The organism is Arthrobacter sp. NicSoilC5 (assembly GCF_019977395.1).
Classification (GTDB): domain Bacteria; phylum Actinomycetota; class Actinomycetes; order Actinomycetales; family Micrococcaceae; genus Arthrobacter.
In genome coordinates, this window is record NZ_AP024660.1 from 947,536 (window position 1) to 964,106 (window position 16,571).

Annotated in this window: 13 protein-coding genes and 1 pseudogene; 6 read left to right on the forward strand and 8 right to left on the reverse strand. The window is 59.5% G+C overall.

Going from position 1 to position 16,571, the window contains the following annotated elements; all coding sequences use genetic code 11:
* Positions 1 to 77: 77 nt before the first annotated feature.
* The 3 genes from LDO22_RS04355 to LDO22_RS04365 all read left to right on the forward strand — a co-directional run bounded on the left by LDO22_RS04355 (position 78) and on the right by LDO22_RS04365 (position 4,437).
* Positions 78 to 3,266 carry a type I restriction endonuclease subunit R gene (locus LDO22_RS04355; protein ID WP_224026224.1) on the forward strand — a complete coding sequence of 1,063 codons (3,189 nt, stop codon included), beginning with the start codon at positions 78 to 80 and terminating at the stop codon, positions 3,264 to 3,266.
* A 128-nt stretch (positions 3,267 to 3,394) separates the two neighbouring features.
* On the forward strand, positions 3,395 to 3,838 hold the full coding sequence (locus LDO22_RS04360; protein ID WP_224026225.1) for a hypothetical protein: 444 nt from the start codon (positions 3,395 to 3,397) through the stop codon (positions 3,836 to 3,838).
* Positions 3,835 to 4,437 carry a DUF4230 domain-containing protein gene (locus LDO22_RS04365; RefSeq protein ID WP_224026226.1) on the forward strand — a complete coding sequence of 201 codons (603 nt, stop codon included), beginning with the start codon at positions 3,835 to 3,837 and terminating at the stop codon, positions 4,435 to 4,437. Before LDO22_RS04360 ends, LDO22_RS04365 begins: the two co-directional genes overlap by 4 nt.
* 2,067 nt (positions 4,438 to 6,504) lie before the next feature.
* On the opposite strand, the gene LDO22_RS04375 is transcribed toward LDO22_RS04365, so the two are convergent.
* The 3 genes from LDO22_RS04375 to LDO22_RS04385 form a co-directional block, all read right to left on the reverse strand.
* Positions 6,505 to 7,455 carry a TniB family NTP-binding protein gene (locus tag LDO22_RS04375; RefSeq protein WP_224026227.1) on the reverse strand — a complete coding sequence of 317 codons (951 nt, stop codon included), beginning with the start codon at positions 7,453 to 7,455 and terminating at the stop codon, positions 6,505 to 6,507.
* Between the two features lie 95 nt (positions 7,456 to 7,550).
* On the reverse strand, positions 7,551 to 9,659 hold the full coding sequence (locus tag LDO22_RS04380) for a Mu transposase C-terminal domain-containing protein (RefSeq protein ID WP_224026228.1): 2,109 nt from the start codon (positions 9,657 to 9,659) through the stop codon (positions 7,551 to 7,553).
* The gene (locus tag LDO22_RS04385; protein ID WP_224026229.1) at positions 9,656 to 10,429 is read right to left on the reverse strand and encodes a hypothetical protein; all 774 of its coding nucleotides are present in this window, start codon (positions 10,427 to 10,429) and stop codon (positions 9,656 to 9,658) included. The genes LDO22_RS04380 and LDO22_RS04385 overlap by 4 nt, the downstream gene beginning before the upstream one ends.
* Positions 10,430 to 10,823: 394 nt before the next feature.
* On the opposite strand from LDO22_RS04385, the gene LDO22_RS04390 reads away from it, so the two are divergent.
* Positions 10,824 to 11,618: a metallophosphoesterase gene (locus LDO22_RS04390; RefSeq protein WP_224026230.1), complete on the forward strand. Its 795-nt coding sequence runs from the start codon at positions 10,824 to 10,826 to the stop codon at positions 11,616 to 11,618.
* 566 nt (positions 11,619 to 12,184) lie between these two features.
* Entirely contained in the window at positions 12,185 to 12,502 is a 318-nt protein-coding gene (locus LDO22_RS04395; protein ID WP_224026231.1) for a hypothetical protein, read from the forward strand.
* Positions 12,503 to 13,386: 884 nt separating this feature from the next.
* Here the strand turns inward: LDO22_RS04395 and LDO22_RS04400 are convergent.
* The 4 genes from LDO22_RS04400 to LDO22_RS04415 all read right to left on the reverse strand — a co-directional run bounded on the left by LDO22_RS04400 (position 13,387) and on the right by LDO22_RS04415 (position 15,245).
* A complete protein-coding gene (locus tag LDO22_RS04400; RefSeq protein WP_224026232.1) occupies positions 13,387 to 13,665 on the reverse strand; it encodes a hypothetical protein in 279 nt (92 codons plus the stop codon).
* A 117-nt stretch (positions 13,666 to 13,782) separates the two neighbouring features.
* Positions 13,783 to 14,160: a hypothetical protein gene (locus LDO22_RS04405; protein WP_224026233.1), complete on the reverse strand. Its 378-nt coding sequence runs from the start codon at positions 14,158 to 14,160 to the stop codon at positions 13,783 to 13,785.
* A 286-nt stretch (positions 14,161 to 14,446) separates the two neighbouring features.
* The gene (locus LDO22_RS04410) at positions 14,447 to 14,896 is read right to left on the reverse strand and encodes a hypothetical protein (RefSeq protein ID WP_224026234.1); all 450 of its coding nucleotides are present in this window, start codon (positions 14,894 to 14,896) and stop codon (positions 14,447 to 14,449) included.
* Between the two features lie 85 nt (positions 14,897 to 14,981).
* Positions 14,982 to 15,245, reverse strand: a complete 264-nt coding sequence (locus LDO22_RS04415; protein ID WP_224026235.1) for a helix-turn-helix domain-containing protein — start codon at positions 15,243 to 15,245, stop codon at positions 14,982 to 14,984.
* A gap of 395 nt (positions 15,246 to 15,640) precedes the next feature.
* Between LDO22_RS04415 and LDO22_RS04420 the strand changes: the two genes are divergently transcribed.
* A complete protein-coding gene (locus LDO22_RS04420; RefSeq protein ID WP_224026236.1) occupies positions 15,641 to 16,333 on the forward strand; it encodes a hypothetical protein in 693 nt (230 codons plus the stop codon).
* Here LDO22_RS04420 and LDO22_RS04425 read toward each other — a convergent pair.
* Positions 16,314 to 16,543: pseudogene (locus LDO22_RS04425) on the reverse strand (PspA/IM30 family protein); the annotation flags it as partial. The gene LDO22_RS04420 and the pseudogene LDO22_RS04425 overlap by 20 nt on opposite strands.
* Between the last annotated feature and the right edge of the window lie 28 nt (positions 16,544 to 16,571).

A 16,571-nucleotide genomic window follows, 5' to 3' on the forward strand; every position in this document is an offset into this window, starting at 1 on the left:
CGGTTCTGGTGGGCAACCGGGGATAGTCCCCGAAGCCTGAGTAAGCTGAACAACAAATCGATTTTGGGGGAATCACCGTGACAGCACCAGCACTAGCCTTTTCCGAGGCCGATTGGGAAGGCGCCGCGAAAGAGCGGCTCGGCGAGTTGGACTGGAAGCCGTTGGAGGGTCAAGCTATTGCGCCCGGCACCGGGGAACGCGAGTCGTGGTCGGAGCTGCTAATCCGGCCGCGACTGCTTGCCGCCCTCCAGCGACTCAACCCAGCAGTCCCCGCACAGTACCTGCAGCAGGCGCTAGAGGAAATCGCATCGCCTAAGTCCACCGATGCGTTTGCCGAGAACCACCGAATTCACAACTGCCTCGTCGACGGTTACAGGCTCACCTACATTGACTCTGACGGCACCGAAGCCAACCCCACCATCCGGCTCCTCAGCCAGGCCCCGGACCAAAACGACTGGCTCGCCGTCAACCAAGTCACGCTCGTCCAGGGCGACTACAAACGGCGCTTCGACATCGTGCTCTACTGCAACGGCATGCCCGTCAGCATCATCGAACTCAAGAAGGCCGGCAGCGCCCACGCCGACCTCCCCGGCGCCCACGCCCAGCTCCAGACGTACCTCCGCGAATTCCCCATGGCATTCCGCTTCTGCGTCTTCACACTCGCCACCGACGGGATCCAGGCCAAGTACGGAACGCCGTTCACCCCCTTCAACCACTTCTCACCGTGGAACGTCGACGACGACGGCGTCCCCGTCCCCCAGGGCTACATGCTCGACGGCGATGCGGTGACCGTGCTGGACACCGCACTGGATGGCCTCTACAACCAGGAACGTTTCCTGCAGCTGACGCGCAACTTCACAGCGTTCGACCAGGGCTCCGGCGGTCTGGCCAAGCGGATCGCCAAGCCACATCAGTACTACGCCGTGACTAAGGCCGTGGCCAGCACCATCCAGGCGGTTGAAAGCAACGGCAAGGCCGGAGTCGTCTGGCACACCCAGGGCTCCGGTAAGTCCATGGAAATGGAGCTGTACGCCAACATGGTGGCGCGGGCGCCCAAGCTGAAGAACCCCACCGTCGTGGTCATCACGGACCGGAATGAGCTCGACGGCCAGCTGTTCGAGGGCTTCGACCGTAGTCTTCTTCTTGCCGAGTCACCGAAGCAGATCAAGAAGCGCTCCGAGCTGCGGAATGAGCTGAGCAACCGGACCACCGGCGGCATCTACTTCACCACCCTGCAGAAGTTCGGCCGCAGCAAGTCCGAGAAAGACGCCGGCACCGACCACCCGCTGCTCTCCGACCGGCGCAACATCATCGTGGTGGTGGACGAGGCACACCGTTCCCACTACGACGACCTGGACGGCTACGCCCGGCACCTCCGCGACGCACTCCCCCACGCCACCCTCATTGCTTTTACGGGAACTCCGATTTCCTTCGACGACCGGAACACCCAGGACGTCTTCGGCGAGTACATCGACATCTACGACCTCTCGCGGGCGGTGGAGGACGGCGCCACCGTGCCCGTGTACTTCGAGCCGCGGCTGATCAGGGTGGGGCTTTCCGAAGGCGTCACGGAAGAGGACCTGGACAAGTCCGCCGATGAACTGACCCTCGGACTCGACGATACGGAACGGGCGCGCATCGAGGCGAGTGTCGCCGTCGTCAACGCTGTCTATGGTGCGCCGCAGCGCATCGCTGCCCTGGCCGAGGACCTCGTGGCGCACTGGGAGAGCCGACGCGAACGGATGCTGAAGTTTATTGAGGCCCCGGGCAAGGCGATGATTGTGGGCGGGACACGGGAGATCTGCGCGAACCTATACTCGGCCATCGTCGCACTGCGGCCCGAGTGGCATTCCGACGACCTGTCGAAGGGCAAGATCAAGGTGGTGTACTCAGGCGACGCGACCGATGTGCCGCCCGTGTCTAATCATGTGCGTCGTGATTCCCTGAATGCCCAGGTAAAAGAACGGCTCAAGGACGTCGACGACGAGCTAGAGCTGGTGATCGTCAAAGATATGATGCTCACCGGCTACGACGCTCCCCCGCTACACACCCTGTACCTGGACCGTCCGCTGAAAGGCGCGCTGCTGATGCAGACGCTAGCCCGGGTCAACCGCACGTTCCGTGGCAAGGAAGACGGCCTGTTGGTGGCGTATGCGCCGCTGGCCGAGAACCTGTCTAAGGCGTTGAGCGAATACACGCAGTCTGACCAGGCGAACAAGCCGGTGGGCAAGAACATCGAGGAGGCTGTGGGTCTGACGGTTTCTCTGGTGGAGAATTTGCGTTCCCTGTTGGCTGGCCATGACTGGAAATCCGTCCTGATGAAGGGAGGGCACAAGGCCTTCCTGAACGCCGTAACCGGAGCCGTGAGTTACCTGAGGAATCCCGCCACCCCCGGTAATCAGCCTGCCGATGGTGAAGAGTCACTCGCCGCGAAGTACCGCAAGTTCTCCGGTCAGCTGTCCCGTGCGTGGGCGCTGTGCTCTGGCTCGGACACGCTGGCCGAGCTGCGTCCCGAGATCCAGGTGTATGAGGAAATCCGGGTTTGGATGGCGAAGTACGACGCCGCGGACCGGCAGGCCAGCGGCGAGCCGGTGCCCGAAGAGATCCAACGGCTGCTCGGGAATCTGCTTGCTTCCGCCACCTCCTCCGGTGAAGTGCTCGACATTTACGAGGCCGCCGGTATGCCCAAGCCGTCGCTGGATGACCTGACGCCCGAGTTCATCGCCAAGACGCAACAGGCACGGAACCCACAGCTGGCCATTGAGGCACTGAGGAAACTGATTGCGGATGAATCTGCCTCTTCCACGCGGAACAACGTGATCCGGCAACGAGCTTTCTCGGAACGGATCACCGAGCTGATGAGGAAGTACACGAACCAGCAGCTGACATCGGCTGAGGTAATCGCGGAGTTGGTGGAGTTGGCTCGTGAGGTGGCCGCGGAGGGGAAGCGTGGGGAGCAGTTCACTCCCCCGCTGAACTCGGACGAGCTGGCCTTCTACGACGCGGTGGCACAGAACGAGTCGGCCGTAGAGGTCCAAGGCGAAGGCGTTCTGGCCGACATTGCCCGTGAACTGGTTGCCGTCATGCGGCGCGACGTCCGCACTGACTGGACTGTCCGGGATGACGTCCGGGCGAAGCTGCGGTCCTCGATCAAGCGACTGCTGGTGCGGTTCGGGTATCCGCCGGACAAGCAGCCGGAGGCCATCAAGCTGGTCATGGAGCAGATGGAGTCGATGGCGCCGCGCTTTGCAGAGGCCCGCCTTTAGCAACTAGATCTTCTGCCAACGGGCAGCAAGCAACAAATCACGAAAATAGGAAAACTATGTCGTCTTACGATCCGCCTACGAGCTACAACAACCCCTCCGTTCCTCCGGCCCCGGAGAGCGCTCCCCAAGTGAACGTCGGCAAAAGTAAAGGCCGGATTAGAAAATTTGCAGCGTCCGCAGGGCCAATCCAGCTGACCCGTGTCATCTTGGGCGCAGTCCTCGGATTGTTGTTCATCTTGACCTGGGTCGGCACCGGACCTGCTGCTGTCGACGCCGGCAGCCCTTCCACGTGGAAGTCCGACCTCGCTGCTGCAAGCGTCAAGAACGATGTCAATAACGGGGAAACAAAGGGAGCCCCGCAGCAGTCGGTGGTCAACGGTTGGTACGCCAACGATATTGCTGCTATCACAGCCACGCAGAACACCTACATCGCCGCCAGCTCCGCCCGGAACGGCACCCTCCTGACGCTGCTCGGCCTCGGAGTTGCTGGTGAGCTGATCCTTCGAGGACTCGATCGTGCACGACTTTCGACGGCGAACGCCGGGACGCCGCAAAGGACGCACATCCAGTGATCAAGCGCATCATGATGGTGCTGGTCGGCACCATCATCTTGGGATTAGCCGTAGTGGGCGTATCGAATATGGCAGGGTTCAACCCATTTCAGTCGCACCGGACCGACCGGAGCCAGCCCACGTTGCTGAAGTCGATCAAAGACATCAGCCAGTATCACGCCGCTGTAGGTAACTTTGAAACAGTGCTGGACGTCGAGGACAACATCGCTGGCATCCCAACCCTCATTACTGGACGGCGGACCTTGTTCGTTGCCGTCGGCACGGTCGACGCCTATGTCGATCTCTCTGGTTTCGCGGACAACGACCTGACACTGTCAGCCGACGGGAAGTCGGTGACTGTTCGGTTGCCCGAGCCACAGCTGGACAAGCCCAACCTGGACCATGATCGTTCATATGTGTTCAGCCAGGACCGCGGTGTTTTGGACCGAATCGCCGACGCCATGGAGGCGCCCCAACAGGCACAGTTCTTTAAACTTGCCGAAACAAAGCTGGCCTCTGCCGCGGAGGAATCGAAACTGCGTGAACAGGCCGCCCAAAACACTAGGTCTATGTTAACGGGCATGTTGAGCTCCTTGGGAATACAAGCCACTTTCCTCTAGAAAGAACGACCCCGCATGCCCTGTAGTGTGCGGGGTCGTTCAGTAGGCGGCAGCAATGAACCCCGCACGTGGCGCTATGTGTCCGAGGGAGTGTGCGCCTGCCCCGTCTAGGATCCGGACCCGCCGGAGCGGCGCTGCCGCACCTTGTTTGGTAATGCCCGGCTGGCGGGCGGGCAGCTTGTGCATCCGCCTGCCCTGCGCCTGTTGACGACGGAGACATGTTTGGTGTGGCCAGCTGGGCAAGTCCAGCAATATTTTCTTGTTCCTGGCACCACTTCTGCAGGAGCAAAGCCATTGCGATCGTGGTCCCAGTCGCGGACTAGTAATGGCTCGCGTGTGGCGAGGTCGGACACCCCAGGCTGCAGGCTCTTCCCTGTCTCCACAGGGCACGTCAGTTTCGGGTACCTGCAGCGGTTTGAGATTCGCCGTTCGAATTCATGGCGATTGGGGCAAACCCACCACACCTTCGTGTCTGACCCGGCCAGGACTTGATCGGGGGTTAGTGTCCCGTTGCGGGCGTCGTTCCATTGCGCCGCGACATCCGGACGCTTTGTGGCCAAGTCATTGAAGCCCGTTAGTAGAGTGCGGCCCGTGCAGATGTTGCAGCGACCGCCAGAGGAAACAAGGCGGACTGGTGTCCGAACGAAGCGATGTCCCTGGGCGCACCGCCAGTTGATGCGGTCCTTTGCGTTTCCTGCTGAGATTTGTTGGGGTGTCTTTCTATTGCTCTCAGAGTCCCACAACTTTGCTAACTCGGGGTGAGTGGTAGCGAGGTCATTTGTGCCTACGAGCACTTTGCCAAATCCACAGTGGGGGCAGCCGGTTCCCCTCGAGGCACGTTGAGCGAAGATTGCGTCATAATGGTGGTTTTGCGGGCAAACCCAGTGCCCTAATTTATTGCTGCCTGTTGACACTGTCCATGGCGTTGGTCCATGATCCGCGTCAGGGTCCCACTCGGCAGCTAGCCAGGGCATCCTGTCAGCGAGTGAGTTGTATCCCGCATACACCTGACGACCGGAACAAATCGAGCAGGCGGTGTCGTAGGGATCACGGAAGCAGTTTTTCGGCGGGTGTCGCCTGCTCACGTGTCCTGCCGGGCACAGGTATCGCGTAATGATTCCTCTCTGCCGGTATCGATCGGCCCACCATTGCTGGTCTTGCCTCTCGCGTGCTCGAAGGCAGTCAAGGAATGTATGGAAAGGTTGCAGAGGTGGCCCCGCGCTGCTTCTCACATCAACAGGGTCAATCAGAGGGCAAGGGTCCTCTGTGTTCCATTCACCTCCGAATCGATAACGGCTGGCGGCCGCTGTCCACCGGAGCATTAACCAAGCCTGATCTGTACCAGCGTCTCCGACGGGATTTGCAGCCTCAGACATCCTTCGCGAGACTTCCTCGTACGCGTTACTGTACGGCCGAGTGTGGTCACTAATGGCGTGAATGACGCCTGAATCTGTAACGGATTCGAGTATGGCCGCCGCTGCTGTGAGGTCTCCGGGCTTTGGCTCTGAGTTGTTTTCGTTTCGGACCGCGGACGCTGCTCGGCGAAGTACTTCCTCGATGATTAGCCTCGGCGCGCTGCTGAGGCCGATGCGTGCGGCGGCTTCTGCAACTTCCTTGCCCACTGGTTGCGAATGTTCTGCCGCCGGCGGTGGGATAGCCCAAGGGGGAGGCGTATTCCGGCTCGTAATTACTGTCGGTCCGGTCCATGTTTGGTGGACGGGGCAGACCAGTTGTCCGTGGTCTGGGTGGAGCGAGAGGATCGCTCCATTGCTGCAGTTCTGACACGCATGCCACACGTTCCTTAAGGTGCGCCCTTGTAGTACCAGTCTGTCGGCCATGCTCCCGGCTACTTTGCGGCAGAGAGCTAGTGCTTCGCGCTCTGCAATCTCCTGACTGATGCGGCTACGGGCAGGTAGGTTTCGGTTTTGTCTGTAGGTCGAAACGGCAAGGCGCCAGAGGTGCCCCTGGTGGGCGGCAGTCGCGCCATCTAACCGAGCCGCATAGCTTGCGACAGTTTCCCCGGGAAAAGGAACTGGTGTCATAGTCAGAGGCAGGTCGCCGACTTCTTCAATGTCCAATGTGCGCTCCACGCCGCATAGCGGATCTAAAGAGAGTTTCCTCGGCAATTTCTGCCGCTTTATCCTTCGCAATTCCGAATGTAAGGACCTCATCTTCAGGCTTACGAAGATCTATGAGGTCCAGTGCCGCGCGGCTGACGAGCGAGTTGAGTGCACCTATTCGGCCGTTCGTAAGTGTGTGCAAGTCAGCGCCTAGGGCCTTTAGCCCAAGTTGGTTTTCACCGAACAGGGGCATCGAGCTGACAAGGCTGCTGACGAGCATTTTCCAGCCCTTGGAACTCCTCTTCTCGTAGGAAACCATTTCCGCCACCCGGTATCTCTCTGCAATCTGTGCTCCTTCCGGTCCGCTAAGCAAGTTGGTGTTCTGCAGCCCGATTCCTATCAGGAGTATGGGGCAATCTATGTCATCGCCGAGTCGTCGGATGGCTGCACTGACCTTACGGGAATGCGCTCCGCCGTACTTGAGATTATGAACGTCATCTATCACGAGCAATTCTGTGCGACAGTCGTTGATCGCGTGCTGAACCATTCCCTCTAACCGTGCCTCGGTTTCGCGATGGCCGATCGGTAGCCCATAGAACTGGGCGATCATTCGATACAGCCCCAATGGCGTTCCGGTCGAGGGAAGGTTCACGTAGGCTACGGGCACCTCACCGCGTTCAACACAGCGAGAATCCTGATTCAGGCGTTGTGTCAGCAGGTCCAGCATTAGAATTCGGGCGACGGTTGTTTTGCCCGTGTACGAGTCTCCGGTCACGAGCACGCCATGACCGCCACCGCTGGCATACTGGTGTTCGCGCATAACCCTAGCCAGCACCCCCTGCACGTTCAGGTATGAGTCGTTTTTAACCATTACCCCACGAGTGATGATTCGCCGGCGCATGTCGTCAAATGCAATCCTTTGGAGCGAAGGCAGGGATAAATATTCCTTAAGGCTCACCGGGGCAGTACGCCTACCATGATCTAGGAGCTCTTCTGTAAATCCGCGGTGGTTTTTGAGGTCCAGCCCGCTACGCACACGAAGGGGGTATTCCATCATGTTCCCCACCCGTTCACACCCTCGAAGCCATCCAGATCGTCGTCGTCGGCTTCGTCATCCACCTCCTGGACGTGTTCATCGACCGGAGATGAATAACCCTCCTCACCGCGTAGGCTAACCATGTTGGGCAAGGTCCCCCGCTGTGCGTCCTGGATTCCACGTTCGAGGTCCATAGATGCCTGCTTCTTCCGCTGCCGCCTGAGCTCCTGCAGCGCAACTTCAACGAAGTTCCTCGTAGTTGAAGCCTCGGTGAAGGCAGGATCCACGCCTCCATCATCGAGAATTTGAAGTGCGAGATCACGGACGTCTTTTGAAAACGGCTTGTCGAGCCGGTCCTCTTTCCAATCGCAGGCGATGTAGTCCTGGACGGCCGGGTCGTAGACCCAGACAACCCTTGGATCTGCTGGCATGTAGTGAACCTCCCACTTTCCGTTCAGCTCAGTACCTGACGTGCGTTGCCGGAGGTGCCCCAGGCCCGGAGCGTCGTACATTCGGTATTCGATCTGAATGCCGTCATTTTGGATTGTTCGCGTAACGACAGGCAGGAGCCCAACGTAGTCTTTGCGGCTCAGCGGTTTGGGTACAAACCCGACATAGGGAAACATGGCCCGGTATTCTGCATTTGGACTCAAGAGAGCACCACCGCCCAAGCGGGGATCGCGTAACCCGTCCGTGGGTGTGTTCTGCCAATAATGGACAAGCCACCTGTCCAGTAACCACGCAAATTCTCCCAAGGTCAACAAGTCTTTCCTGTTCGGTTTCTTGTCGCCCCCACTTGAGGTCGAGCCCCCGGTGAACCCCGGCAAGTGCGCCAAGAACATGGTTTTCAGTGTCCCGAACAAGCGCTCGGCAATTCCCTTATCTGTGGGGGAATATGGCGCTGCCCTGACGAGGGTGATGCCTAACTGCCGGCACGTCGCGTCCACCACATTCGAGCGATAATCGCGTCCGTTATCGGTCATGATGAGCCGGGGCCGGATCAGCGGGACCATTCCGTCAAAGCGGTCCCGCTCTTCGGCGTCGAACATCTGAACCCAGGGCAAGTCCCGGCGCCCCGTTTCCCACCGGTTCTTTAACTCCTCTGGCAAATCGTAGCGGGGGCGCGGCGTCATCGCCTGGGCGATCATGAAGGCAAGATCCGCTCCACATATATCCCTCGCCAACGCGAAGGCGCTTACTGTTCGGGTTCCTTGGTCGCTCATCATGGACGCATCGGGTCTTTGAACCGAGCCGTCAGGAAATATAAGCATTATGTCAAGGCGGGTGGAATCCACCTGCATGCGGGATCCCGGCATTAGCGCCGGATGGGAGCGATACATCCAATTCGGGGCGTTGGCTGCTGAGCGGCGGTTTGCGGCATCGCCATCCAAATACATCCCATGGGAGAGTTCGTCCAGGATTTGCTTCAATCGCCGGTCCCCCGGAATGCTGAAGTCTCTCTCTTTCATTTTCTCTAAGCGCGCCCGGACCATATCGACGCGCTGTTTTTTACTAACCCTTGGCCGGCGCACAAGTTCCTTGTTGACACGTGCACAGACTTCCAGCACTTCCGGGGCAATTCCATCGGTCACTCGGTGGTTAACTGTTTTGCGTCCGTCAATCAGGCCCGCCGGACCGTCCTGCAAATAGGCTGCTGCTCGGCGGAATAGCGTTGAACGAGATACGGCCACTTTTTTGGCCAGCTGGGGATCCCGTGACTTCAATTGTTGGCCGAGTGCTTTTAACTCGGCAGCTTTGAGACCCGCGCGGGACCAGGTCGAAGAACCTAAGCCGTAGCCTTCCCGGTAGCTTTCTGCTCCTGCCGGTTTACCTAGGGCTACTTCCTCGATGTCGGCAAGGCTGCGTTCGATGTCCTTCAGGATCTCGGTCTGCTGTTTTGGCTTGCTTCCGTTGCGGCTGAGTTCCGACTCGGCTGCATTCAGCTTTGCTGTCCCTTGGCTGAGCCGGTCGCTGGGCGGGTTCTCTTGGGCCACTCGGCTGATGGACGCGCTCAATCTCTCGTCCCCGTCAGCGTCGTAAAGGCCTAGGACACTTCCAGCGATGTCTGTGATTTCCCACGGTCGCTCCAGATACGTCACCACGTCGCCGATACTAAAGATGTTCATTTCTTACCTTTCCCATCTCCTGCAATAACCATGAGACCGGGGTATAAGGGGCCCTGCTCGAGCGGCACGACGCGGCGGTGGAACATCATGTTCGATAGCAGCGCGTAGCCAATGCCAAGGTCTGCACGGGGGTCGAGACGAAGGGCTGCTTCCTCCATCGTCCGCGGTACCGCCAGGAAGTCAGCAAGCTCAGTCGCTAAAGCTGGGGCAGGAATGTACTCCTCGTATCTGAAAGCGCACATCCATTCGAGGTTGTCTCTCTGCCACCCTTGGCAACCGTGCATAATGCAATATCGCCACTTCTGACTAGCGCAGGCCTTTTCAGTAAGAACGGCGGCGTGGACGAACCTGTCGTGAGTGGCAAATTCCAGAGGCTTGACATCTATAACCAAGGTCGTCCCATCGCGGAGCCGTGCGGCGAAATCAGGGTAGTGAATGGTCCGGTCGCCGAACACAAGGCCGAAGGGTTGCGCGGCGACACGCACGACTTCTCCCCTGTGATCCAACTCCATCAGGCAAGCAAGTTCGGTCAGCGACTCGAACATGACCATGTGTCGATCTTCGCCGAAGGGATATAGCCCAGGATAGTTGCGCCTGTGCGGAAACTCGTTACTACTTCGGCACGGTTCAAAGGTGACCGGATCCAAGTCGCGGGCGGGTTCATTCAGAAACCACCACTTGCGCCTTCCGCCCTTCCCCTTGGTGATCAACAAAGGATAGGGCGTGTCGTTGACGACGTCAGCGTACGGATTGTTGTGTAGGGTGGGCACTTTTTTGATCGTTCTCTTGATTCGTCTTCTCGCCATAAGCTGAGGACGGAAGACGCGGTGTTTAAATTTGCCCTTTCACGAAGTCGTAGACCACGAGCTTCGTCTGGCATATGTGAATTGAGCTTGCATTCGGCGAAGGCCGAGGGAAGTTAGTCTAATCCCGCGTGACATAGGGCCATAGCTCCAAACCACCAAGCGAGGACTCTTGACGGTCCAGGCAGCGCAAAAATAAGGTTCTTCAATAAAGCTACGCCTTCCACACTAATTTGCAAGAGCAGTAGAAAGATTTTGCTTCTGAACTAGATGTCTTTGCGTACAGGAAATAGAAGTATTAGAAGAAATAGAAGTATTAAAATTTGGAACATGAAACCTGTCAGCTGCGTATGCTGGCTATATGCCTGATACTCATCCCCTTGCCGTCTTCGGGGACTGGCATGGCGCATCCGGCTGGGCTCTGACAGCCATTCGTTCAGCAGCACGCGAAGGTGTCCGCACGGCCATCCACGTTGGGGACTTCGGTCTTGACTGGCCGGGCGCCAAGCGGGGGCGTTACGAGGCAAAACTCAACAGGTACCTCGTGGAGCTAGGCATGACACTTGTTGTCTCCGGTGGGAACCACGACAACTGGGACACGCTTGGGAAGCTCGTCGTCGAAGATGACGGCTTGGCAACTATTCGATCAAACATACGGGTACTACCCCGTGGCGGCAGAACCATCATCGATGGCCTTGTCGTCGGCGGCTTGGGGGGCGCGTTCAGCGTCGACTACGAGCACAGAGTCGAGGGGAAGGATTGGTGGCCCAATGAGGAACCCACCCGTGAAGAAGCTGAAGCTCTCACCGCCGGTGGTCCCGTCGACATCCTGGTAACGCACGATGCACCTGAAGGCGTTCCGCTGAAGGGAGACTTTGAACTCAGCGCAGAACTACATGAGAAGGCGAACAGAACACGCGGGCTTCTGAGAAAAGTGGTCGAAGAGCTGGCCGTGCCGCATCTGTTTTGCGGGCACTGGCATCAGCGGCGCATCCACGAATTGAGCCATCCCACTGGAACGGTCACGAGGGTAGACGTACTCAATATGGAAAACTCCCGTCACGGTAATGGAGTGCTCGTTTGGCCTGGCAAGGCTCCCCTTCGGATTGAACCGCTCGAAATCAGGGACCTGCAGGTGCCTGCATCTTCGCGATAGCTGACCTAAAGTAGATTGTATGGACGCGGCCGAGTGGGCGCACGAACTGGCCTATTCCTTGCGCGTTGGCCCAGGAACACCTTCCTTACTGGCAATCGCTACGTGTGTCGGCCCCGCTGCGAGCAGGGAAGTTATCGCAACGGCCAAACGAGTAGTCGGGGAGGCCGGATGGCCGCTCTATGAGCTCGTCGCTCGCGAAGTATCCCCTGATCCGTCACTTCTGCGCGAAAGCGGCTTCCTAATCCTTCGGGACGTTCGCCAACCGTTAGCCCCAGCCGTGCCGGTTCTCATTGGCGCTCACCAACTAAATATCAGTCGGGGCCTGCCGGTCGGTCTCCTCATCGTCGGGTCTCCTGCCGGAATCAAGGCCCTGCGGAGACATCCCGGATTAGGCTTTCTCAGCCGCGCCGAGTGGGTAGTACAGAACTAGCGAGGGACCAGCCTCCGCTTGAATTAGCCGACTTGTCCTCGGCATTATGCAAATGCCCGGCATGATGTCCAGGCACGGCCTTGATGACGTCGCTGGCCCCAGGAGCCGTGTCTGAGGCCGCGGCTACACTCTCACCATGGTGCAAGAGCTACGCAATCACGATGCGGGCCGCTACCTTGTGACCACAGCGACCGGCAGGCAGTATCTGCTGGACCTGACCAACAGGACAGTGCAACGGGTTATGGCCGCCACCGCTCCACTCGTCGAGTATTTGGATGTGGGGTTCTCGCAGCTTCGCCGCGACGGGGAGTCACTGGAGCTGCTCCTGCTCGAGTCGTGCACCGTAGGCTCTCCCGCCCGGTACTGGCTCCAAATCCGCGACGACCACGTTGTAACACTCAGAACAACTTCCCCCGTGGTGGACATCATTGCCCTGGACCCGTTGAATGGCTGACCTGCAGAGCCGCGCTAATTCCTACCCTTCATGCCTTCACGCCTTCACAGCTTCACGGCTTCATACCGGGTTTATTGCTACCTTTGATGAGCGTGGCCGGCACTGCATCGTTTAGGCCACCGTCATGCTCCTCGCCACGGCTGCTAATCTGTCGGCCCGGCTGCCACAGCGGCTGTCCCGATGCAAGACGATCCGAGTCATCGCATCAAATACAGCCTCGGGACGGACCGCTGATCATGGCCCGTCGCACCCCCTAATCTAAGGACGTGCATCCGGCAGCAGCTGCGCCGTATTCGTGGCGTTACCGCTACCAATATGCAACGGCCCTTGCACCGGGCCGCGCACGCGAAAGGTCCGATCTAGATCTCCGGAGGTACTGCCCGAACAACACGTTCGACTGGGCCGCTTACGGGGTGCTGCTCAAATTTTGTTGCCATCGGCGGGTCGGTGGCAGGGGAACTAGTTTTGACGTAGACATAATGCCTGTGAACGCCGCGACCGAACCACAGAACATGCCCAGCGCCTACGTCTTAGAGCTATCTGATGTTCATCACATCATTTTCTCGGATCCTAACGACATGGAAATGAAGGCGTTAAGTGACCCACCGGTTCCAAAGGCCCTGCTAATGCCAGCCTTCTCACATCGCTGACTGAGCCCCGATCAGTGGGCTGCCTGCGGTGATCAAAGACGACGTGAGCGTGAGCGGGACGTGCTCCATCAGCTCAACACCGTGCCACGGGGTCTACTCAGCGCAAATCGATAAGACACCGACGACGAGGCGAAGATTCATCTTTGGGACGGCAAGGGCAATTCGTACGATGTGGCCGTTGCCATCAGCAGATTACCTAAGGGGAGCAACTAAGCTCCCCTTTATTGTTGGCATCTAGAGTGGCCGGCCGCTCCACGACTCCTTGTCCACGCGCTTGATCTGTCGAGCAGGAAGCCACTCCACCTGATAATTCCGCTGTTCATCCACCCACTCGATGAGTCCGTAGGTCCGGGTGTACCGGATTGCGCGACCGTAGATCTCGCCAGCACGGACTAGAGGCATCTCGCCGCCAGGAAACTCCATGATCTTGCCGTCATCAGGCTTGGGGTGCTTGGACTCGGCATTCAGCCGAGCCATCATGCGGTCGAACCCGCCCTCATCATGCTTGATCACAGGCCCAATCTTAGAACATATATTCGAATGAGCGCGCCGTGGAAGTTCCCCTGGTGCCACCTCGAGTAGACCAGATAGTGACAAACCCACTCGTTCTCTTGACCTTGGGGGTTTCGTCTAGACGGATTCGTCGTCCCCAGACTGTTTGAGGTCCGCTACTACCAACACGGAGACGGCGCCGCGGACGAGGCCGCGAGCCTCCGCGAGCAGTAGGACAAAACCAGTACACATCCGCCCGTCCACCGGCGCGCGAGCTACCGGCCGGGAGCCGACTTCCTCGTGCCAGTAGTTGGCGTCGTGGCTCCGCACCTGGAGTACCTCATCGGGCTGCCATGGCGCCGGCCACAGCTGCACAAGATAGTCGTCCACCGTGCCTTCTGACAGTTCTCCGGCGTGACCTTCGTCGCGGCCCCGGGCGCAGACCCGCACCCGGTAGGAGCCCGGGGGAATGACCAGCGCACCTGTGTCCATGCCTGCCCAGGTACTCCAGGTCACTTGGCGTCCTTCCGGACCCCGATGGATACCTCCACTATGTCCTCCCACTGGGCTGCATCAAGGACCGGCTGAGAGTCGCATAGAACCATGCGGACCGGCGGGCGAGGTTGATGTGCATTCCCTGCGGATTGGCAGCACCCACCAGCCCGTTTGACCTGTCCCTGGTAGGAACGGTCGAAATCCCCGTCGAAGTACCCGTCCTCGCCCCCACGCGATGTCGAATTGCCCGTAATCGGTGTACATGACCTGATCCAGAAGCACCTGTTCCACAACGGCCAGCGTAGCCTCACTGCACCGGGCGGATGATCAGGGTGACGAGCTGAGGTTCCTGGAGACCGGGGCTCGTGACGGTGAGGTGGTAGTTGTACTCTCCGTCAGTACCGCGTGAGGCGCAGATGGTGATGGTGCCGCTGACGTTCGGCGGCCGCTTGCACGGATGGTCGCTGGTCATGGGGCCCCTCAGCCCCGACGCCACTGCCAGGACGTCCTGGTCGGTAAGCTCCCGCCCTGCCTCCCAGCGGCGGTAGAGACTGGGGCACGGGTTCGTGCTGATGCACATGAACCGCTCCGGGCGAACGATCTCCTGGGCCAGCTTCCAGTCAGCAGGAATCCCGAACCTGCCCGCGCGGGACACCATGTCGGCAGTCACTCTGTCCTCGGCGGTTCTGATGATGAAAAACGCAGCGAGTCCCACGACAAACACCACCGCCAGAACAGCGCCGGTTATTCGCTTCACTGGTTCCCCCCCACACACACACACACACTTCGTTCATCACCGCGACTGCGGCTGACGCGGGCGAGTAGCCCGCTACTCCCCCGCGTCAGAGTCTGCTGTCTGCCTCAGCGTCCCCGTCATCAGCGATCTCGCCGGCGGCGATGCGCTCGGCGGTGCGCCGGTACGCTTCGGCGATGTAGTCCTCAAGGTCCCGCCGGCCGATGCGCCACATACCCCGGCCACCAACCTGGAGCGCGCGCAGCTCCCCGGTCTTGATGAGGGCGTGGATCTGGCTGGGTTTCACGTTCAGCTCATCAGCCGCCTGGGTGGGGGTCATAAAGCGGGACTTGGTTTCGGGTACGTCGGTCACCGGTTCATCCTATGTGCGGGCCAGCACGCCAGGCTGTGACTTGCCGCCCGCGCACCCGCCTTGAGGTTTATCGACTAGCGAGCCCCCCGCTCAAGATCGGCACAAGAGATTCCTAGGATTCCGGGAATCTCTACCGCGACGATCCTCGCGGTTCATAGAGTGTTGCCACAACTAGCAGCGGAGCTAAGTACGCCAGGGGGACGTATTCGCATGAGTGAAATTCAATCCGGTAACCACGCACGTACGGTGCGGCCAGTTCCAGGGCCGCCCAAGAAGTCGTTGTCCCCGCCGCGGGCGGTACCGAGTGCCCCAACTGCCCGGGGGCGTGAGCATGAAGTCCGGCGGCTGATCCGCGACCTGGCCGAACTGGCCGCCAACCGACAAGGGAGAACAGCATGACCGCCGGCGTTGATACGTCCTTCAATTATCACGACGATTCCGGCGGGAAGGATCCGGACAAGTACAGCGCGACCCTCCGCAGGCATCACCAGATCCTTTGGAGCAAGGAACTGCCCAAGGGCCGCGGCCGCTTCGACCTAATGTATGAAGGCCGATCCCACCTTACGCATAGGTCCTCGCTGGGAACCTTCTACCTTTCCAGCGATGCCATTACCACCAGGCTGCTGGACAGGGCCGCCCGTGTCATACGAACCATTCCCGAGGCAGAAATTCCTCTCTACCGCGGCTATACGGCCGGAAGCGCGCTGGTGTTCCCTGGCAACATCATCGGCAGAAAGATGACGATCAACGGCGCCCGGGGGTTCCACCCTCGAATCGCCGACCGTTTTGACCTCACGTTAGAGTGCATCCGCCGCCACTATCTCGGAATCGAGCCGAACCCACTCAGGGATGTCCTCAACAGGTATGGGACGTTCTTCGAACTGTTCAGCGACTTCGACGGTTACGTCGAGTTCTTCCTGTTGAAGGACCTTCTGGAAGAAGACGGTGCAACGATTAAGTACTTTCACCATTTCGATGACTTCAAGACGCCTGCCGTCCCGAAAACCAAAGACGAATACCTGGAATACCTTCGCCGGAAGAACACCTTCATCAGGGCCCGGAATCGCACTATTGACGCCCAACCCTAGGCACAGCTTCCACTTCGGTCTGCTCGCCGAGGTCTTCGAGGGAGGCGAACTGGGCGTCGAGGGATGAGGCGGCGAGTTCCTGCTGGCCGCGGACGGTGGTTTTCCTGCGCGGATGTTTTCCTCGTGGCGGCCGATGGCGGAGGTCGGGTCACCGGCGTCGAGAGCCTTGAGCGCGTCGTTGACCTGGGTTTGGGTGGCGGCGACCCGGGTCGAGCTTGTCTCCCGGAAAGTACCCCCT

What these genes read in the sequence shown, in the direction of transcription:
- LDO22_RS04420 (WP_224026236.1), top strand. Translation starts at nt 15,641, where the DNA reads ATGACCGCCGGCGTTGATACGTCCTTCAATTATCACGACGATTCCGGC.
- LDO22_RS04390 (WP_224026230.1), top strand. Translation starts at nt 10,824, where the DNA reads ATGCCTGATACTCATCCCCTTGCCGTCTTCGGGGACTGGCATGGCGCA.
- LDO22_RS04380 (WP_224026228.1), bottom strand. Translation starts at nt 9,659, where the DNA reads ATGAACATCTTTAGTATCGGCGACGTGGTGACGTATCTGGAGCGACCG.
- LDO22_RS04395 (WP_224026231.1), top strand. Translation starts at nt 12,185, where the DNA reads ATGGTGCAAGAGCTACGCAATCACGATGCGGGCCGCTACCTTGTGACC.